13 protein-coding genes are annotated in these 17,557 nt (G+C 63.8%); 10 read left to right on the top strand and 3 right to left on the bottom strand.

What is annotated here, in order from left to right; translation table 11 throughout:
* The first annotated feature begins 104 nt into the window (after positions 1-104).
* Together M3I56_RS17120 and mmsB are read left to right on the top strand one after the other, a co-directional pair.
* A complete protein-coding gene (locus M3I56_RS17120; RefSeq protein WP_254354998.1) occupies positions 105-1,631 on the top strand; it encodes a CoA-acylating methylmalonate-semialdehyde dehydrogenase in 1,527 nt (508 codons plus the stop codon).
* 51 nt (positions 1,632-1,682) lie between these two features.
* Positions 1,683-2,573: a 3-hydroxyisobutyrate dehydrogenase gene (gene mmsB / locus M3I56_RS17115; RefSeq protein WP_254354997.1), complete on the top strand. Its 891-nt coding sequence runs from the start codon at positions 1,683-1,685 to the stop codon at positions 2,571-2,573.
* Between the two features lie 62 nt (positions 2,574-2,635).
* Here mmsB and M3I56_RS17110 read toward each other — a convergent pair whose 3' ends face one another.
* Positions 2,636-3,691, bottom strand: coding sequence for a phytoene/squalene synthase family protein (locus M3I56_RS17110; RefSeq protein ID WP_254354996.1), 1,056 nt, complete (start codon positions 3,689-3,691; stop codon positions 2,636-2,638).
* Positions 3,692-3,764: 73 nt separating this feature from the next.
* Here M3I56_RS17110 and M3I56_RS17105 point away from each other — a divergent pair, with 73 nt between their 5' ends.
* The 3 genes from M3I56_RS17105 (at position 3,765) to bamA (ending at position 7,600) form a co-directional block, all read left to right on the top strand.
* Entirely contained in the window at positions 3,765-4,508 is a 744-nt protein-coding gene (locus M3I56_RS17105; protein WP_254354995.1) for a hypothetical protein, read from the top strand.
* Between the two features lie 239 nt (positions 4,509-4,747).
* Complete coding sequence (locus M3I56_RS17100; RefSeq protein WP_254354994.1) at positions 4,748-5,146, top strand: hypothetical protein; 399 nt, start codon at positions 4,748-4,750, stop codon at positions 5,144-5,146.
* 138 nt (positions 5,147-5,284) lie between these two features.
* A complete protein-coding gene (gene bamA, locus M3I56_RS17095; RefSeq protein ID WP_254354993.1) occupies positions 5,285-7,600 on the top strand; it encodes an outer membrane protein assembly factor BamA in 2,316 nt (771 codons plus the stop codon).
* A 613-nt stretch (positions 7,601-8,213) separates the two neighbouring features.
* Here bamA and M3I56_RS17090 read toward each other — a convergent pair.
* Positions 8,214-9,164: a LysR substrate-binding domain-containing protein gene (locus M3I56_RS17090; RefSeq protein ID WP_028205070.1), complete on the bottom strand. Its 951-nt coding sequence runs from the start codon at positions 9,162-9,164 to the stop codon at positions 8,214-8,216.
* 117 nt (positions 9,165-9,281) lie between these two features.
* Here M3I56_RS17090 and M3I56_RS17085 point away from each other — a divergent pair, with 117 nt between their 5' ends.
* From M3I56_RS17085 to M3I56_RS17075, 3 genes are all read left to right on the top strand, one after another.
* Positions 9,282-10,457 (top strand): M20 aminoacylase family protein, encoded by a 1,176-nt coding sequence (locus M3I56_RS17085; RefSeq protein ID WP_254354992.1) that lies wholly within the window; start codon positions 9,282-9,284, stop codon positions 10,455-10,457.
* Positions 10,458-10,520: 63 nt separating this feature from the next.
* Positions 10,521-11,846, top strand: coding sequence for an MFS transporter (locus M3I56_RS17080; protein WP_254354991.1), 1,326 nt, complete (start codon positions 10,521-10,523; stop codon positions 11,844-11,846).
* A 136-nt stretch (positions 11,847-11,982) separates the two neighbouring features.
* Positions 11,983-12,342 (top strand): hypothetical protein, encoded by a 360-nt coding sequence (locus M3I56_RS17075; protein WP_051481580.1) that lies wholly within the window; start codon positions 11,983-11,985, stop codon positions 12,340-12,342.
* Positions 12,343-12,410: 68 nt separating this feature from the next.
* On the opposite strand, the gene M3I56_RS17070 is transcribed toward M3I56_RS17075, so the two are convergent.
* Entirely contained in the window at positions 12,411-12,752 is a 342-nt protein-coding gene (locus M3I56_RS17070) for a hypothetical protein (protein ID WP_254354990.1), read from the bottom strand.
* 115 nt (positions 12,753-12,867) lie between these two features.
* Here M3I56_RS17070 and M3I56_RS41385 point away from each other — a divergent pair, with 115 nt between their 5' ends.
* Positions 12,868-14,388, top strand: a complete 1,521-nt coding sequence (locus tag M3I56_RS41385; protein WP_309249163.1) for an efflux RND transporter periplasmic adaptor subunit — start codon at positions 12,868-12,870, stop codon at positions 14,386-14,388.
* A gap of 3 nt (positions 14,389-14,391) precedes the next feature.
* Positions 14,392-17,556, top strand: a complete 3,165-nt coding sequence (locus M3I56_RS17055; RefSeq protein ID WP_254354989.1) for an efflux RND transporter permease subunit — start codon at positions 14,392-14,394, stop codon at positions 17,554-17,556.
* Position 17,557 lies beyond the last annotated feature (1 nt).

Below are 17,557 nucleotides of genomic sequence, written 5' to 3'. Positions count from 1 at the left end.
AGCGTGCTTGCGCGCGTGCTGCGATTGAGGATGTCGCTGGTTCCGCACCTTTTGCTATATCCGGCCACGGCCGGCCCGTTCGAATCCATCAGGGAGAGTTCACGATGAACGCAGTGACCCAGGCATCCAACGCGCAAGTTTCGACCGTCAAGCTGCTCATCGACGGCGAGTTCGTCGAATCGCAAACGAAGGAATGGCGCGACGTCGTCAATCCGGCCACGCAGGAAGTGCTCGCGCGCGTGCCGTTCGCGACCGTCGAGGAAGTGGACCAGGCCGTGAAGGCCGCACACGCCGCATTCGCCACGTGGAAGAACACGCCGCTCGGCGCGCGTTTGCGCATCATGCTCAAACTACAGGCGTTGATTCGCGAGCATATGCCGCGCATCGCGCAGACGCTCACCGCCGAGCAGGGCAAGACGCTGCCCGACGCCGAGGGCGACATTTTCCGCGGCCTCGAAGTGGTCGAGCATGCCTGCTCGATCGGCACGCTGCAGCAAGGCGGTTTCGCCGAGAACGTGGCGGGCGGCGTGGACACCTATACGCTGCAGCAGCCGCTAGGCGTGTGCGCCGGCATTACGCCGTTCAACTTCCCCGCGATGATTCCGCTGTGGATGTTCCCGATGGCGATCGTTTGCGGCAATACGTTCGTGCTCAAGCCTTCGGAGCTGGACCCGCTCTCGACCATGCAACTCGTCGAACTCGCCATCGAGGCGGGCATTCCGAAAGGCGTGCTCAACGTCGTGCACGGCGGCAAGGAAGTCGTCGATGCGATCTGCACGCACGAACTCGTGAAGGCGATTTCGTTCGTCGGCTCGACCGCCGTGGGTACGCACGTTTATCGTCTGGGCAGCGAGCACGGCAAGCGCGTGCAGTCGATGATGGGCGCGAAGAATCACGCTGTCGTGCTGCCCGATGCGAATCGCGAGCAGGCGCTCAATGCGCTGGTCGGCGCGGCGTTCGGCGCGGCCGGCCAGCGCTGCATGGCGACTTCGGTGGCCGTGTTCGTGGGCGCGGCGCAGCAATGGGTGGATGAACTGGTGGAAAAGGCGAAGACGCTCAAGGTCAATGCGGGCCATGAGGCCCGGACCGACGTTGGGCCGGTCGTTTCGCGTGTCGCGAAAACGCGTATCCTCGGCCTGATCGACTCGGGCGTGAAGCAGGGTGCAACGCTCGCACTGGATGGCCGCGACGTGAAGGTGCCGGGCTATGAGAACGGCAACTTCGTCGGCCCCACGGTGTTCACGAACGTAAAGACCGACATGGACATCTACACGAACGAGATCTTCGGGCCGGTGCTCGTGGTGCTCACGGCGAAGACGCTCGATGAAGCGATCGCCATTGTCAACGCGAATCCGTTCGGCAACGGCGTGGGCCTCTTCACGCAGAGCGGCGCGGCGGCGCGCAAGTTCCAGAGCGAGATCGACATTGGCCAGGTCGGCATCAACATTCCGATTCCGGTGCCGGTGCCGTATTTCAGCTTCACGGGTTCGCGCGGTTCGAAGCTCGGCGACCTGGGCCCGTACGGCAAGCAGGTCGTGCAGTTCTACACGCAGACCAAGACGGTCACCGCGCGCTGGTTCGACGATGCGACCGTGAGCGACGGCGTGAACACGACGATCAGCCTGCGCTGATGCGCGGCCCGGAATCAACATGGAGTCCTGAACAATAACGGAGAACGGCTCATGAAAATCGGATTTGTCGGGCTGGGCCACATGGGCGCGCCGATGGCGCTCAACCTGCTCAAGGCGGGACATACGGTGGCGGTGTTCGACTTGAGCGCGAGCGCGATGCAAACGCTCGCCGAGGCCGGCGCGCAGAAGGCCGCATCGGCGAAGGCGGCGGCAAGCGGCGCGGAGTGTGTCATCACGATGCTGCCCGCCGCTGCGCACGTGCGCAGCGTGCTCACTGCCGAAGACGGCGTGCTGGCGGGCATCGCGAAGGGCGTGACGATCATCGATTCGAGCACGATCGATCCCGCGAGCGTCAGGGAGTTCGCGAAGCTGGCCGAGGCGCAGGGGAATGCGTTCGTCGATGCGCCGGTGTCGGGCGGCACGGGCGGCGCGGCGGCGGGCACGCTCACCTTCATGGTGGGCGGCAGCGCCGCGCACTACGAGAGCGTGAAGCCGGTGCTCTCGGGCATGGGCAAGAATATCGTCCATTGCGGCGAGACGGGCACGGGGCAGGTGGCGAAGATCTGCAACAACCTCGTACTGGGCATCACGATGGCCGGCGTGGCCGAAGCGATGTCGCTGGGCGAGGCGCTCGGCATCGACCCGAAAGTGCTGGGCGGCATCATGAACACGTCCACGGGCCGCTGCTGGAGTTCGGATACCTACAACCCGTATCCTGGCGTGATCGAGGCGGCGCCTTCTTCACGCGGCTACACGGGCGGCTTCGGCACGGACCTCATGCTCAAGGACCTGGGTCTCGCCACCGACGCTGCCAAAGGCGCGCATCAGCCCGCGTACATGGGGGCGCTTGCGCAGCAGCTCTATCAGGCTATGAGCAGCCAGGGCGACGGCAAGCTCGACTTCTCGGCGATCATCAAGCTGTATCGCGCCGGGAAAGGTTGAGGCGCCTGGTTTCGAGTCGCGAAAGGCGCGCTGCGAAGCGCGCTTTTTTTCGACCGTATTTTTTAGCCCTTGATGCGAGCCTCGACGCGTACGAAGAGCCGCTTGAACCAGACGCCGAGTAGCGCATTCGAAGGCGCGAGCGCGGTGGAGCAGGCAAGAATGCGATAGACATCGTTGCGCGTGACCTTCGAGGTCTTCGCGGGATCGAGCCAGTCGTCGTTGTCGACGAGGCGTTCGAGCGTTTCGAGGCCGATGAGAATGGGCCACAGGCAGGCGAGCCGCAGGCGCACCGAAAGGCGCGGCAGCGCGAACGTATAGTCGATGGCCGCGCGGAAATGATCGAGCGCGATGCGCACGAGTTCGAGCATGATCGGCCGTGCGCGCGCCGAGGCGCCGGGCTGCAGCAGGTCCTGCGCGGTGAGCCCCGCCTGGGCCAGCATCGAAGCGGGCAGATAGCAGCGGCCAATGCGCAGATCCTTGCCGCAGTCCCGCAGCACGTTCACCATCTGCAAGGCCTTGCCGAAGCGGATGCCGCGCACGTACATGGTTTGTTCCAGCGAGGGCGCGAGCGTGCCGGGCGAGTGCATGTAGGTCATCTTCGTCCAGAACTCGCCGACGCAGCCCGCCACGAGATACGTGTAGCGGTCGAGTTCGTCCCATGTGTTGAGCGCGGCCACCTGGCCCGAACGCTCGTCGGGGAACGTGCGTAGATCGAACTCCATGCCTTCGGTGAGCGTCGTGACGATCTCGCGCACGGCCTGGCGGTCGGCCTCTTCGAGTTGCGCGAGCACGTCGAGCGCGCCGCCCAGCGATTCGAGCAGCAGCTTCTCGTCCGATTGCGTCTGCTGGCCCGCGACCTCGCCCGCGAGATCGGCGAGCAGCGTGTCATGGTTCGTCGCGCCGTTCACGCGCTCGCGCAGCGCGAGCAGCAGGGCGAGGCGCCGCTCGGGCGGAATCAGCGCGGTGTCGGCAATGGTGTCGGCGGCGCGCGCGAGCAGATAGGCTTCGCCCACGGGGTCGCGCATGCCGGCGGGCAGCACGCGCATCGTGAGGTAGAACGAACGGGAAACGCCTTTGAGCAACGGGCCCAACAGGTGGGCCCGGGTAGAATTCTGCATGTCGGATAGGGGCAGCGGGGGGGACGGATCGGACGCAGCCGCATTGTATCGTGGACGAGGGAGACGAGGCCCGTTGAGACCCGAACGCGCGTTTTACGACCTCCAGGTGCGTTTCGCGCGCACGGCGGCGCGGCTGGCGGACATGCCGCTCGCGGCGGCGTTGCTCGACTGCACGAATCTGTATGTGCGCTTCGGCGCGGGGCGCACCTTCGATCGCACGAACCCACTCTGGGCCGCCTATGTAGAGGGTTTCGATGAGCGCGCAAGCGTTGCGGAGCAGTGCGAGTGGACGTGGCGTTACATGCAGCGCTGCCCGACCCATCAGGCGGCGCCTGCGGTTGCCGTCACGGTTGGCTGCTTCTCGTACGCGCAGGAACCGCATGGCGGCGTGCGTCTGCATTTCAATGCTCAAACCGACAACGGCATGTCTCCGCTCGATACCCGGCAACTTGCCGAGCGGCAAGGCGAGTTGCGGACGTTAATCGACCAGTTGCGCTGGCAACTGCGCGAAAGCGGTCGTGCGGCGAGCGACGTGCTCGTCCACGGCACGTCCTGGCTCTACAACGTGCCCGCTTACCGGCGGATCTTTCCAGCGGCCTATATTGCGAGCGCGCAGCCGGTCGCCCGCCTGCGTGCGCTCTCGCTTTGGGGCCAATTTCTCGACCGAAACGGCTGCGTGCGCAACGAGGCGGCCGCGATGCTGCTCGCGCGCATCGAACGCGCAAGTGCCTTCACCGATCTTTTGTCTTGCTTTCCCTTACAGGCGCTAGCGGTACAGGCGAGCGTCGAGGTGTTTGCCGATAGAAAGCGAACGTAACCGATACGGTTACCAAAAATTCTTTCAAGGTAACCGTGACAGCGTGCAAGAGAGAGGAGATTGAAAGCCGCTGCATGCACGCGGGGCATTGGCCTGGCGCGCAAATGGATGCGCGCGAAACGACCGAACCCGGCCCTTGCGCAATATTGATGAAAGTAATCCCTGTAATGCAGGGGTAACGCGCACATCGCGCCCAGCGCACTAGACTCCGCCGATGCTTTTGTCACGGAGCGCCGCTCATGCCCTCGTCCCCGGCTCTTGCCATTCATTCCCTGCGCGATTTCGAACTGACTGCGGACGGCCAGTACCTGATGGTGAACGGCAATCAGCCGGACAGCGTCGCGCTGCATTGCTCGGTGATGCATGAACTGCTCGCTGCGCTTTCCAACGCGATTGGCCGCTCCGAGCGCATCCGCCACAAGACCGCGAGCGTGAAGTTCACCATGCCCTGCGAGGCCTGGGAGGTCGGCCGCGAGTCGGGCGACGTGCAGCATCTCGTGATGAGTTTTCGTCTGCCCGGCGGCGCTGAATTGTCGTTCCGTCTGCAGCCTGCGCAAGCCGTGCACATGACCGAGGTGCTCTCGCTCGCAACGGGGCTCGCCAGGATGCGCCTGCCTGGCTGCGCGAGCATGCAATAGGCGTGGCGCGCCGGCTTCGCCTGGCGCATCCGTTGTACACCCCGCATCCGTGGATGCCGGCCGCGCGCGTCTCGCGCCGGTCATGGCGCATTCGGCACTTTCACGGCTCTTTCGTTGGTTTCACATTCGACCTCCCGCATGACGGCATCAACTACCACGGCGCGCTATGCACGCGCACTGACTCTCGCCGGCTTCGGCATCGGCGTGACCGCTGCGGCGCACGCCACCGAGCCCTTCGTGGTCCAGGACATCCGCATCGACGGGCTGACGCGCATCGAGCCGGGCACCGTGTTCGCCTATCTGCCGATCAAGCAGGGCGAGACCTTCACGGACGACAAGGCTTCCGATGCCATTCGCGCGCTCTACGCGACGAGCCTGTTCAGCGACGTGCGCATTTCCACGCAAGGCCGCACGGTGGTCGTGCAGGTGCAGGAGCGGCCCGCCATCGGCGCGATCGACTTCGCGGGCATCAAGGAATTTGATAAGGATAACTTGACGAAGGCGCTCAAGTCGGTCGGTCTCTCGCCGGGCCAGAGCTACGACAAGGCGCTCGTCGACAAGGCGGAGCAGGAACTCAAGCGACAGTACCTCACGCGAGGCTACTACGCGGCAGAAGTCACGACCACGGTCACGCCGATCGACCGCAATCGTGTCGGGCTGCTGTTCTCCGTGGTGGAAGGGCCGAGCGCGAAGATTCGCCAGATCAATTTCATCGGCAACAACACGTTCAGCGACGGCACGCTGCTCGATGAAATGCAGCTCTCCACGCCGAACTGGTTCTCGTGGTACACGAAGAACGATCTGTACTCGAAGGAAAAGCTCACGGGCGACCTTGACAACGTGCGCTCGTATTATCTCGACCGCGGCTATCTGGAGTTCAATATCGATTCGACGCAGGTTTCGCTGTCGCCCGACAAGAAGGACATGTATCTGACGATCGGGATTCACGAAGGCGAGCCCTATACGATCTCGAGCGTGAAGATGGCCGGTAATCTGCTCGACCGCGAGGCGGAGTTGAAGAAACTCGTGGGCATCAAGCCGGGGCAGCGTTTTTCGGCGCAAAAGCTCAAGGACACGACCAAGGCGATCGTGGACAAGCTCGGCGAATACGGCTACGCATTCGCGACCGTGAACGCGCTGCCGGAAATCGACCAGAACGACCACACGGTTGCGCTTACGCTACAGGTCGATCCGAGCCGACGCGTGTATGTGCGGCGCGTGAATGTCACCGGCAATACACGCACGCGCGACGAAGTCGTGCGCCGCGAAATGCGCCAGCTCGAAAGCTCGTGGTTCGATTCGAACCGTCTCGCGCTTTCGAAGGACCGCATCAACCGCCTTGGCTACTTCACCGACGTGGACGTGACCACGGTGCCGGTGGAAGGCACGCCGGACGAGGTGGACGTGAACGTGAAAGTGACCGAGAAGCCCACCGGCACGCTTTCGCTGGGCCTCGGCTACGGTTCGGGCGAAGGGCCGATCATCTCGGCGGGCATTTCGCAGGACAACGTGTTCGGCTCCGGCAACAGCCTCTCGCTGAACGTGAATACGGCCACGACGTACCGCACGCTCTCGGTCACGCAGGTTGATCCGTATTTCACGGTGGACGGCATCAAGCGCATTACCGACGTCTACTACCGCACGACCGAGCCGCTTTACTACTCGAGCACGAACGACACGAGCTTTCGCATCATTTCGTATGGCGCTGACATGAAGTTCGGCATTCCGTTTTCCGAGACCGACATGGTGTATTTCGGCCTCGGCATCGAGCAGGACCGCCTCGACGTCGATTCCAGCACGCCGCAGACCTATATTGACTACGTGAACGAGTTCGGGCGCGTCTCGAACACGGTGCCGCTCACCGTGGGCTGGTCGCGCGACAACCGCGACAGCGCGCTGGTGCCGAGCCGCGGCTACTATGCGCAGGCCAACGCCGAATACGGCACGCCGGCTGGCACGCAGTACTACAAGGGCGATGCGCAAATGCAGTATTACTACTCATTCGCGCGTGGCTTCGTGCTGGGGCTGAACTTCCAGGGCGGCTACGGCAACGGTCTGGGCGGCAAGCCGTATCCGATCTTCAAGAACTACTATGCGGGCGGTATTGGGTCGGTGCGGGGCTATGAGTCGGGCTCGCTCGGGCCACGCGACACCACGACGAACGACCCGATCGGCGGCTCGAAGATGGTGGTCGGCAATATCGAGTTGACGTTCCCGCTGCCCGGCACGGGTTATGACCGCACGCTGCGCGTTTTCACGTTTGTGGATGGCGGTAATGTGTGGGGCACGGAAGGCAGCAGCACTGGGGCGAATGGCTTGCGTTACAGCTATGGCGCGGGCCTCGAATGGATCTCGCCGATCGGGCCGCTCAAGCTTGATCTGGGCTTCCCGATCGTCAAGCACGCGGGTGATCAGTATCAGAAGTTCCAGTTTCAGATTGGGACTTCGTTTTGAGCTTTTTTTGCGGTTCTTTTGTGGGGTTGTCCTTTTCTTTTATTCGCGTCGGTATGCAGGCGTTGCCCCTGTGCGGGGCGGCACCTACTTTTCTTTGCCAGCGGCAAAGAAAAGTAGGCAAAAGAAAGCCGCTTAAACCGCTAGCGCCTGCCACGGTTCACCTCGCACCATTAATGGTGAATGGCTCCGGAGCGTCTGTCACCTCGCACCTTCAAGGTTAGTGACAAGGCAGTCATTCATCCCGCTGCTCGCTACGCGCGCTGTGGTCGGGTCTGCATGGGAAACCAAGGGGCGTTGCCAGGCTTCGCGAGAATGCACGCGCACCAATGGTTTTTGGTTATGCCCTTCGGCGCGCGGAGCGCCGCCGGAAGGATGAGCGCCTTGTCACTCCGTTTGAGGGCGAGTGGCGACAGACGCTCCGGAGCCATTCACTATCTACGGCGAGATGTGAACGGTGGCAGGCGCTAGCGGTTTGAGCGGCTTTCTTTTGCCTACTTTTCTTTGCCGCTGGCAAAGAAAAGTAGGTGCCGCCCCGCACAGGGGCAACGCCTGCATACCAACACGAATACAAGGAAAGGCCAAAACAGCCAGAACAACAAAAAAAAGCAACCAATCAAATCAGCAACTCAAGCGAGTGATAAAGCCGCCTGCGCTCAGGATTAGCAGAAGCCTCACCAGCATGAATCGCCTCCTTGAGGCATTCCAGAAAGCATTCGGCCGCAGCGGAAAGCGGCACACCGCGCCGGGCAACCACGCTCACCACCGTGCGATCCACTTCCTCCTGAAGCGCGAGCGCACGCAAATTGTCGCGCGCAAACCGCGTTTCCACCAGCGGCCACGGGAAGATACTCACCATATCCGTGTTCATGATGAGCCCCATCGCCACCACGAACGAGTGCGCCAGATGCACGTTATTCGGCATCGGCAGGCCGTGACGCAGGAAGACGTCGTCGGCGATCATCTCCTTGCTGGCCGGGTCCCAGTTGAGCAACCATTCGCAATCCTGAAGTTCTTTCAGCGATTGCGCGTGCGAGAGCGGATGGTCCTTGCGCACCACCACGGCCGACTCCGTGGCGAAGATCGGCGTCTGCGTGAATTCTGCATGCAGCGAAGCGGGCCCGGGCTTGCCTAGCGAGAAGTCGAGCGAGCCGTCGCGCAGCCGCGGCATCACGATATTGAGCAGGCCTTCGTAGAACTCCAGCTGCATGCCGGGCATGCGCTCCCGAAACAGTGTGACGGCGTCGGGCAGAAAGGAGAGGGCGAGCCACGGCGTCACGCCGATCGCGAGCTTGCCGCCACCTCGCCCGCGCCGCGCATCGAGTTCGTCCTGGGCGCGCGACATCTGGTGCACGACCAGCCGCGCATGAACGAGCAGCGCCTGGCCCGCCTCCGTGAACGCGATGCCGTTTGCGTTGCGCGTGACGAGTGCGATTTGCTGCTCGGCTTCGAGCTCGCGCACCGCTTTCGTTGCCGCCGCTGGCGAGATGCCGAGCGCACGCGCGGCCGCGCGGATGCTGCCGGTATCGGCCATGGCGACGAGCGCGCGGAACTGGTGGAACTTCATAAGGGATAACCCGAGTGCGCACTTCTGGTTGGCGGGCCAACTATTTTAGGGCTGTCGGTGCCGAACAGACGTCATTATTCTCAAGCGAATTCGTCGTCCCCTCTGGAGAGAATTCGTATGAACACGATGGCTATCCCGGCCGCAATCGCCGCGATCGAAGGAGAGATGATCGCACTGCGCCACGAGATCCACGCGCATCCCGAACTGGGCTTCGAAGAATTCGTCACGAGCGACCTCGTCGCGCAGCGCCTTACCGAGTGGGGCTACGAGGTGCACCGCGGGCTAGGCGGCACGGGTGTCGTGGGCACGCTCAAGGTGGGCGATGGCAAGCAACGCCTCGGTCTGCGCGCCGACATGGACGCGCTCCCCATCCACGAAAACACCGGCCTCGACTACGCGAGCCGCATTCCCGGCAAGATGCACGCGTGCGGCCACGATGGCCACACGGCCATGCTGCTCGCAGCGGCGAAGCATCTCGCGCAGTCGCGCAACTTCAGCGGCACGCTGCACCTCATTTTCCAGCCCGCAGAAGAAGGCCTGGGCGGCGCGAAGCGCATGCTCGACGAGGGCCTTTTCGAGCGCTTTCCCTGCGACGCCGTGTTCGCCATGCACAACATGCCGGGCTTCCCCACGGGCAAGCTCGGCTTTCGCGCGGGGCCGTTCATGGCTTCGTCGGACACGGTCATCATCGACATCGACGGGCGCGGCGGCCATGGCGCGGTGCCGCATAAGGCGATCGACCCGGTGGTGGTGTGCGCCAACGTCGTCCTCGCGCTGCAGACCATCGTGTCGCGCAACGTGCCGCCGCTCGACATGGCGATCGTTACCGTGGGCGCGATCCATTCGGGCGACGCCCCCAACGTGATTCCACAAACCGCGCAAATGCGCCTCTCGGTGCGCGCGCTGCGCCCCGAAGTGCGCGACTTGCTGCAGGAGCGCATCACGGCGCTCGTGCACGCGCAGGCGAGCGCGTATGGCGCGACGGCGCGCATCGACTACCAGCGCCGCTACCCGGTGCTCGTGAACGACGTGGCGATGACGGAGTTCGCGCAGGACGTGGCGCGCGACTGGCTCGGCGAAGGTGGGCTCATTCACGACATGGCGCCGCTCACCGGCAGCGAGGACTTCTCGTTCCTGCTCGAACGCTGCGCGGGCAGCTACCTCATCATTGGCAACGGCGACGGGGAAGGCGGCTGCATGGTCCACAACCCCGGATACGACTTCAACGACGACTGCCTCGCCACCGGCGCGGCATACTGGGTGCAGCTCGCCGAGCGCTTCCTGCGCGGCTGAAGCCCGCAGCCAGCGGGCAATCGCACCACGATACAAGACACGAGACACACGAGGAGACACCCGATGAACGCCACGTCGATTCAGGCGCCGGCCGCTGCCGCCCAGGCTTGCACGCGCCGCTCGCGCGCGAAGGCCATCTTCGCGATCACGCTCGGCAACGGGCTCGAGTTCTTCGACTTCACGGTCTACAGCTTCTTTGCCTCGATCATCGGCTCGCTGTACTTCCCGGTGCATGGCTCGCTGAACCAGTTGATGCTCGCCGTGGGCAGCTTCGGCGTGGGTTTCGTCGTGCGTCCGATCGGCGGCATCGTGATCGGTGCGTTTGCGGACCGCGTGGGGCGCAAGGCCGCCATGACGCTCACGCTGTGGCTCATGGCGCTCGGCTCGGCGCTGATCGCCTTCGCGCCCACCTATGCGCAGATCGGGCTCGCGGCGCCCGCGCTGATCCTGCTCGCGCGTCTCGTGCAAGGCTTCGCGGTGGGCGGCGAAGTGGGCGCCTCGACATCGCTCCTGCTCGAATACGCCGACGACCGTTCGCGCGGCTTTTACGGCAGCTGGCAGTTCGTGAGCCAAGGCCTGAACACGGTGTGCGGCGCGCTCATCGGCGTGGCGCTTTCCACCACGCTCTCGCAGGCCGCGCTCGAAAGCTGGGGCTGGCGCGTGCCGTTCGTGATCGGCATGCTGGTCGTGCCGGTAGGCGTGTACATCCGCCGCCATCTCGACGAAACGCTCGTGAACGCCGTCGAAGTCGAAGACGCCGAACCCGTGGCCGACATGGCGCGGCCGCTGCGCGAGATTTTCGGGCGTCATCGCACGGCGCTCGTGGCCGGCATCGTCACGACTATCGGCGGCACGGCGGCGAACTATATCGTGCTGTTCTACATGTCGACCTATGCGATCAAGATTCTCGGTCTGCCGATGTCGGTCGGCATGAGCGCGGCGCTCGTCGCGGCGCTCGTCACGGCCATCTGCTCGCCGTTCGCCGGCTCGCTTTCCGACCGCCTGGGCCGCAAGTGGGTGATGGGTGTCTCGCGCGTGCTGCTGATCGCAGTGATCTATCCGGCCTTCATGATCATTCACGCCATGCCGACCATCGCGACCGTGCTCGCGGTCGTGGCCGTGCTGGGCGCGATCGTTGCGTTTACGGCGGTCCCCAACATCGTGATGCTGCCCGAACTCTTTCCTCAGTCGATTCGCGTGACGGGCATGTCCGTGGTCTATTGCGTGGGCGTGTCGATCTTCGGCGGCTTCGCGCAGTTCTTCGCGACCTGGCTCATCAAGCTGCTCGACAATCCGCTCGCGCCCGCGTGGTATCTGATCGGCTGCGGGGCCGTCTCGCTGCTCGCACTGCCGCTCATTCGCGAGCCGGCGGGCCGTCCGCTCGATTAAGGCTTCTCTTCGGCCGCTACGCACTTTTAGCGGCCGTGCAGTGTTTATTTACCAGACGTTTACGCGGCGCTGCCTAGAATCGGTTCGTGTTCAACTCAAGCGCGCCGCCCCAAACGGCGGCGTGCGCACAACACGTATGCCGTCCATCGTCTCGCAGGGCCCGATTTCCCGAGGTGCCCGCTCCGCCGCCACGCCGCGGCCCGTTCTCTCGCTGCGCGACTCGCGCAAGCCCCTTCACCCGGCAACCCATCGCACAACGGTGCAACTGGTCGTGCGCGTGCCCACGAGCGAAGCGCAACTCGCGCGATGCACGCTGCATGGTCTGGTTGGCAGCGCACTCGGCGTGCATACGATCGATATCGATCGCCGCAGCGATCTCGCTTGCCTGCACGTCGAACTCGATCGCCGCCGCGTGGTCGAGGCCATGGCGCTGCTGATGCGCACGCTTTCGTGTGCGGAATTCGGCGCGGTGCGCGGGCTCGATCGCGCCGCCTGATTCGCAACGCGTGGCGCAACCGCCGCTGCGAGGGTTGTGCTACGCCTGAATGTTCTCCCGCCCGCCCTTCACGCGACGCACGTTCCGTGCGTCCGCAATCTCCGCTTCCCGCGCTCTCCCTTTGTCCCTACGCAAGCGTTGCGCATATTCATGTGAACGTTAGCGAACGGTTCAAGTATCTTCATTTCGGATTTCGAAACGAACTCGGTCACTATTGCTCCGTGAGTGCCGGTCTCGTCATCGCGTGCGACTTTTTGGCCGTCCTGATTCTGCGTTCTCCCGAAAAACAGTAGTATTCGCTCGAGCACCAAAGTCAGTTTGGCGATTTGATTCGACTCGATCGCCCGCGCGCGCCTGATTTGGGGTTCGTCGGTCCAGCGCAGATCGTCGATAACAACGGAGAACAGCATGACTCACGGATTTCGGGTGGCCAGCTTGTGCCTGTCGCTGGGATTGCTGGTAAGCGTCGTTGCATGTCATGACAACAAACCTGCTGCTGAAACACGACCTGCCGCAAACGTCGACGTGATCAATGTTGCGCTGCGCGACGTGCCGGTGGTCTTCGAATACGTAGGGCAGACAGAAAGCTCACAGCAGGTCGAAATTCGCGCGCGCGTGAACGGCTTCCTTGAAAAGCGCGTGTATACCGAAGGCTCGCTGGTCCATGCGGGCGACGTGATGTTCGTCATGGACCGCAAACCCTTCGAGGCCGCGCTCGATGCTGCGCAGGCCGAGCTTGCGCAGCAGAAGGCGCGGCTCGTCACCGCGCAGGCCAACCTCAACCGCGTACGTCCGCTCGCCGCGAAGAACGCGTTGAGCCAGAAGGATCTCGACGACTCAGTCGGCCAGGAGCAGGCGGCCGCCGCCGCGGTCGAAGGTGCGCGGGCGAATGTCATTAGCGCGACGCTCAATCTCGGCTATACGACGATCGTTGCGCCCGTGACCGGTCTTTCGAGCTTTGCGAAGAAGCAGGACGGTTCGTATATCGATGCGACCAACAGCCTGCTCACCTACGTGGCGAAGCTCGATCCCATGTGGATCAACTTCTCGCTCTCCGAGAACGAGATGCTCAATCTGCGCACGCAAACGCAGAACGGTACGCTCAAGCTGCCGCCCGTCGGCAAGCTCGAAGCGGTGATCGTGCTCGCGGACGGCAGCATCTATCCGGAACGCGGCCACATCGCGTTTACCGACGCCTCGCTCAGCTCGGAAACCGGCACCTACCTGATTCGCGCCGCCATGCCGAATCCCACGGGGTCGCTGCGGCCCGGTCAGTTCGTGCGCATCAAGCTGCTGGGCGCGCTGCGTAGTTCTGCGGTGGCCGTGCCGCAGTCGGCGGTGCAGCAGGGGCCGCGCGGCGCGTATGTATGGACCGTCGACAAGGACGGCAAGGCGCAGCAGCGCGTGGTGGAAACGGGCGAATGGAATGGCAACGACTGGGTGATCAAGTCGGGTTTGCATCCGGGCGATCATGTCGTGATCGACAATACGCTGCGGCTCATGCCAGGTGCGCCGGTCAAGGCGAATCTCGTGGCCACGCCGCCCGCGACCGTCAATATTGGCGGGCCCGACGCCGGTGCAGGCGGCGGGGCGCAGGCGGGTGCGGCCGGGGCTTCCGGCCCGGCGGCTGAGAACGCGAACGCCAACGCCAAAGCTCAGGCCAGCGCGGGCACGAGCGCCGCTCAACCGGGCGCTGCCTCCAGCGCCGCCGACGTGCTGGGCGAACACACCGCGCTCTACTTCGCGTCGGGCAGTTCGAGCCTCGACGCCCAGTCGGCCGACGCGCTCGCGGGCGTGGCGCGCCGTCTCGTCGCGGAACCGGGCATGCGCGTGGTGATTTCCGGCTACACCGATGCGAGCGGCTCGCAAGCCGCGAACCAGCGTCTCGCGGCTGCCCGCGCAGGCACGGTGCGCGCGGCGCTGGTCGTGGCCGGCGTGAAAACGGAGCGCATCGAGATGCGCAAACCGGCGCAGATCGTCGCCAACGATCCGCCGGACAAATCCCGCCGCGTGGACGTCACGTTCTCGCCCGCCGCGGGAGGCTGAACGATGAAGTTCTCCCACTTTTTTATTGACCGGCCAATTTTCGCGTCGGTCCTCTCGATCGTGCTCGTCGTCGCGGGTCTGGTGTCGATGTTCAACCTGCCGATCGCGCAGTTTCCGGACATCGCGCCGCCTACCATCACGGTGAGCGCCACGTATCCGGGCGCGAGCGCCGATATCGTCGCGCAGAACGTGGCCGCGCCGATCGAACAGCAGGTGAACGGCGCGGACAACATGATGTACATGAACTCGTCGAGTTCCTCGACGGGCAACATGACGCTCACGGTGTACTTCAATATCGGCACCGATCCGTCGCTCGCCCAGGTGGACGTGCAGAACCGCGTGAACCTCGCGCTGCCTTTCCTGCCCGATTCGGTGACGGCCCAGGGCGTGTCGGTGCAGAAGCGCTCGTCGGCGTTCATGATGGTGATCGCGATCTATTCGCCCGATAACGCCTACGATGCGTCCTATGTGGCGAACTACGCGAACGTCTACGTGCTCGACGCGCTCAAGCGCATTCCGGGCGCGAACCAGGCGTCGATCTTCGGTTCTGCTGACTATGCGATGCGCGTGTGGCTCAAGCCCGACCGCATGGCAAAGCTCGGCATTACCGTGTCGGACGTGCAGAATGCGATTGCGCAACAGAACCAGCAGTTCTCCGCGGGCCGACTCGGCCAGGCGCCGACCGACAAGCCCGTGAACCAGACCTTCCCGGTGACGACGAAAGGCCGCCTCACTGAGCCCGCCGATTTCGACAACATCATCCTGCGCGCGGCGTCGGGCGATGCGGCGATCGTGCGCCTCAAGGACATCGGCCACGCGGATCTGGGCGCCAAGGACTATTCGCTGCGCGGCCGCTACAACGGCAAGACGGCCACGCTGCTCGCCGTCTATCAGCAGCCGGGCGCGAATGCACTGCAAGTGGCCAAGCAGGTGCGCCAGACACTCGAGCAGTTGAACAAGAGCTTTCCGCCTGGCCTCAAGTATGAAGTCGCGCTCGATACGACCGAGTTCGTGCACGAGTCGATCAACGAGGTGGTTCATACGCTGCGTGATGCGGTGATTCTCGTGATCATCGTGGTGTACATCTTCCTGCAAAGTTTCCGGGCGACGCTCGTGCCGCTGCTCGCAGTGCCCGTGTCGATCATCGGCGCGTTCATCGGCATGGAGGCGTTCGGCTTCTCGATCAACATGCTCACGTTGTTCGGCATGGTGCTAGCCATCGGTATCGTGGTGGACGACGCGATTGTGGTGATCGAAAACGTCGAGCGCAACATGACCGAATTCAAGCTGCCACCAAAGGAAGCGGCCAAACGCGCGATGGACGAAGTGAGCGGACCGGTGGTGGCGATCGTGCTGGTGCTGCTCGCGGTGTTTATCCCGGTGGCGTTTCTCTCGGGCATCACGGGGCAGCTCTACAAGCAGTTCGCGGTGACGATCGCGGTCTCGGTGGTGCTTTCGGGTATCGTCGCGCTCACGCTTTCGCCCGCGCTTGCAGCCATCCTGCTCAAACCGGGCGAGCACAAGAAGAACCGCTTTTTCCGCTGGTTCAACGAGAAGTTCGATCGCCTGACCGAGGGCTATGGCAGCTGGGTGCAGACCGCGATACGCCGCGTGATCCTCTCCATCGGCCTGATCGTCGTGATGCTGATCGCAACCGTCGGCCTGTTCAAACATATTCCATCGTCGTTCCTGCCCGTGGAGGATCAGGGCTATCTGTTCGGCGCGGTCGTGATGCCCGACGCGGCGAGTCTGGACCGCACCGGCGACCTCTCGAAGAAAGCGGAGGACTGGTTCGCGAAACAGCCTGCCGTGAGTTCGGTGGCGGCGCCGATCGGCTACAGCCTGATCGACTCGCAGTACAAGTCGAATGCGGGCACGCTGTTCGTGACGCTCAAGGGCTTCAAGGATCGCGGCGAAAACGGCTCCGCGCAGGACTTGATCCGCGATGCCACCAAGGCGTTCTCCACGTTCAAGGACGGCGTGGTCGTGCCGCTCAATCCACCGTCGATTCCAGGCCTCGGCACAACGGGCGGCTTCGAGTTCTGGCTGCAGAGCACCGGCGACGGCAGCTATCAGCAGCTCGAGGAAAAGGTGCGCCAGGTGATTGCGAAGGCGCGCCAGAACCCGGCGCTGCGTGGCGTGAATTCGACCATCAACACGAATTCGCGTCAGTTGCTCGTGGAAGTGGATCGGGAGCGGGCGGAAACGCTCGGCGTTCCGGTTCAGGACATCTATTCTGCACTCCAGACGATGTTCGGTTCCTTGTACGTGAGCCAGTTCCCGAAGGGCAGCCGTCTCTTCCAGGTCATCATTCAGGCCGAGCCGCAATACCGCTTGAGCCCGGACGATATCCAGCAGCTTTATGTGCGCAACCGCAACAACGACATGGTGCCGATCAAGGCCGTGACGACTTCGCGTTTCGTGCCTGGACCCGACATCGTCAACCGCTTCAACAATTTTCCGGCGGCGAAGATCACCGGCGACGCGGCGCCGGGCCACAGCTCGGGCGAGGCGATCGCGGCGATGGAGCAGATCGCCAACGAAGTGCTGGGCGACGGCTACAGCTACGAATGGAGCGGCCAGGCGTACGAAGAGAAGAAGGCCGGTTCGACGGCGGCGCTCGTGTTCGGCTTCGCACTGCTGATGGTGTTCCTCATTCTGGCGGCGCAGTACGAGAAGTGGTCGCTGCCAGTTGGCGTGCTGCTGGCCGTGCCGTTCGCGATTTTCGGGGCGCTGGTGGGCATCCTGTTGCGCGGCATGGAAAACGACGTGTACTTCCAGATCGGCTTGACCGTGCTGATCGCGCTCGCGGCGAAGAACGCCATTCTGATCTTCGAGTTCGCCGTTGAAATGCGCGAGAAGGAGAACATGTCGCCGTACGAGGCCGCGCTGCACGCCGCCAAGCTGCGTCTGCGGCCGATCATCATGACCTCGCTCGCGTTCATCCTTGGCTGCGTGCCGCTCGCCATCGCCAGCGGCGCGTCGGCTGCGAGCCGGCGCTCGCTCGGCACCGGCGTCATCGCGGGCATGCTCGGCGCCACGGTGATCGCGCTGTTCTTCATTCCGATGTTCTTCTGGGGACTGGAAACGCTCTCGTCGCGCAAGAAAGCGGACGCCACGCCGCATGCCGGCACGCCCCCTGTGGCGCCGCCTTCGCAGGAGGGCTGAG

This window comes from Paraburkholderia sp. CNPSo 3281 (genome assembly GCF_024206515.1).
Classification (GTDB): domain Bacteria; phylum Pseudomonadota; class Gammaproteobacteria; order Burkholderiales; family Burkholderiaceae; genus Paraburkholderia; species Paraburkholderia nodosa.
Note: the sequence above shows the minus strand (reverse complement) of the source record. Positions and strands in the feature narration are given on the sequence as shown.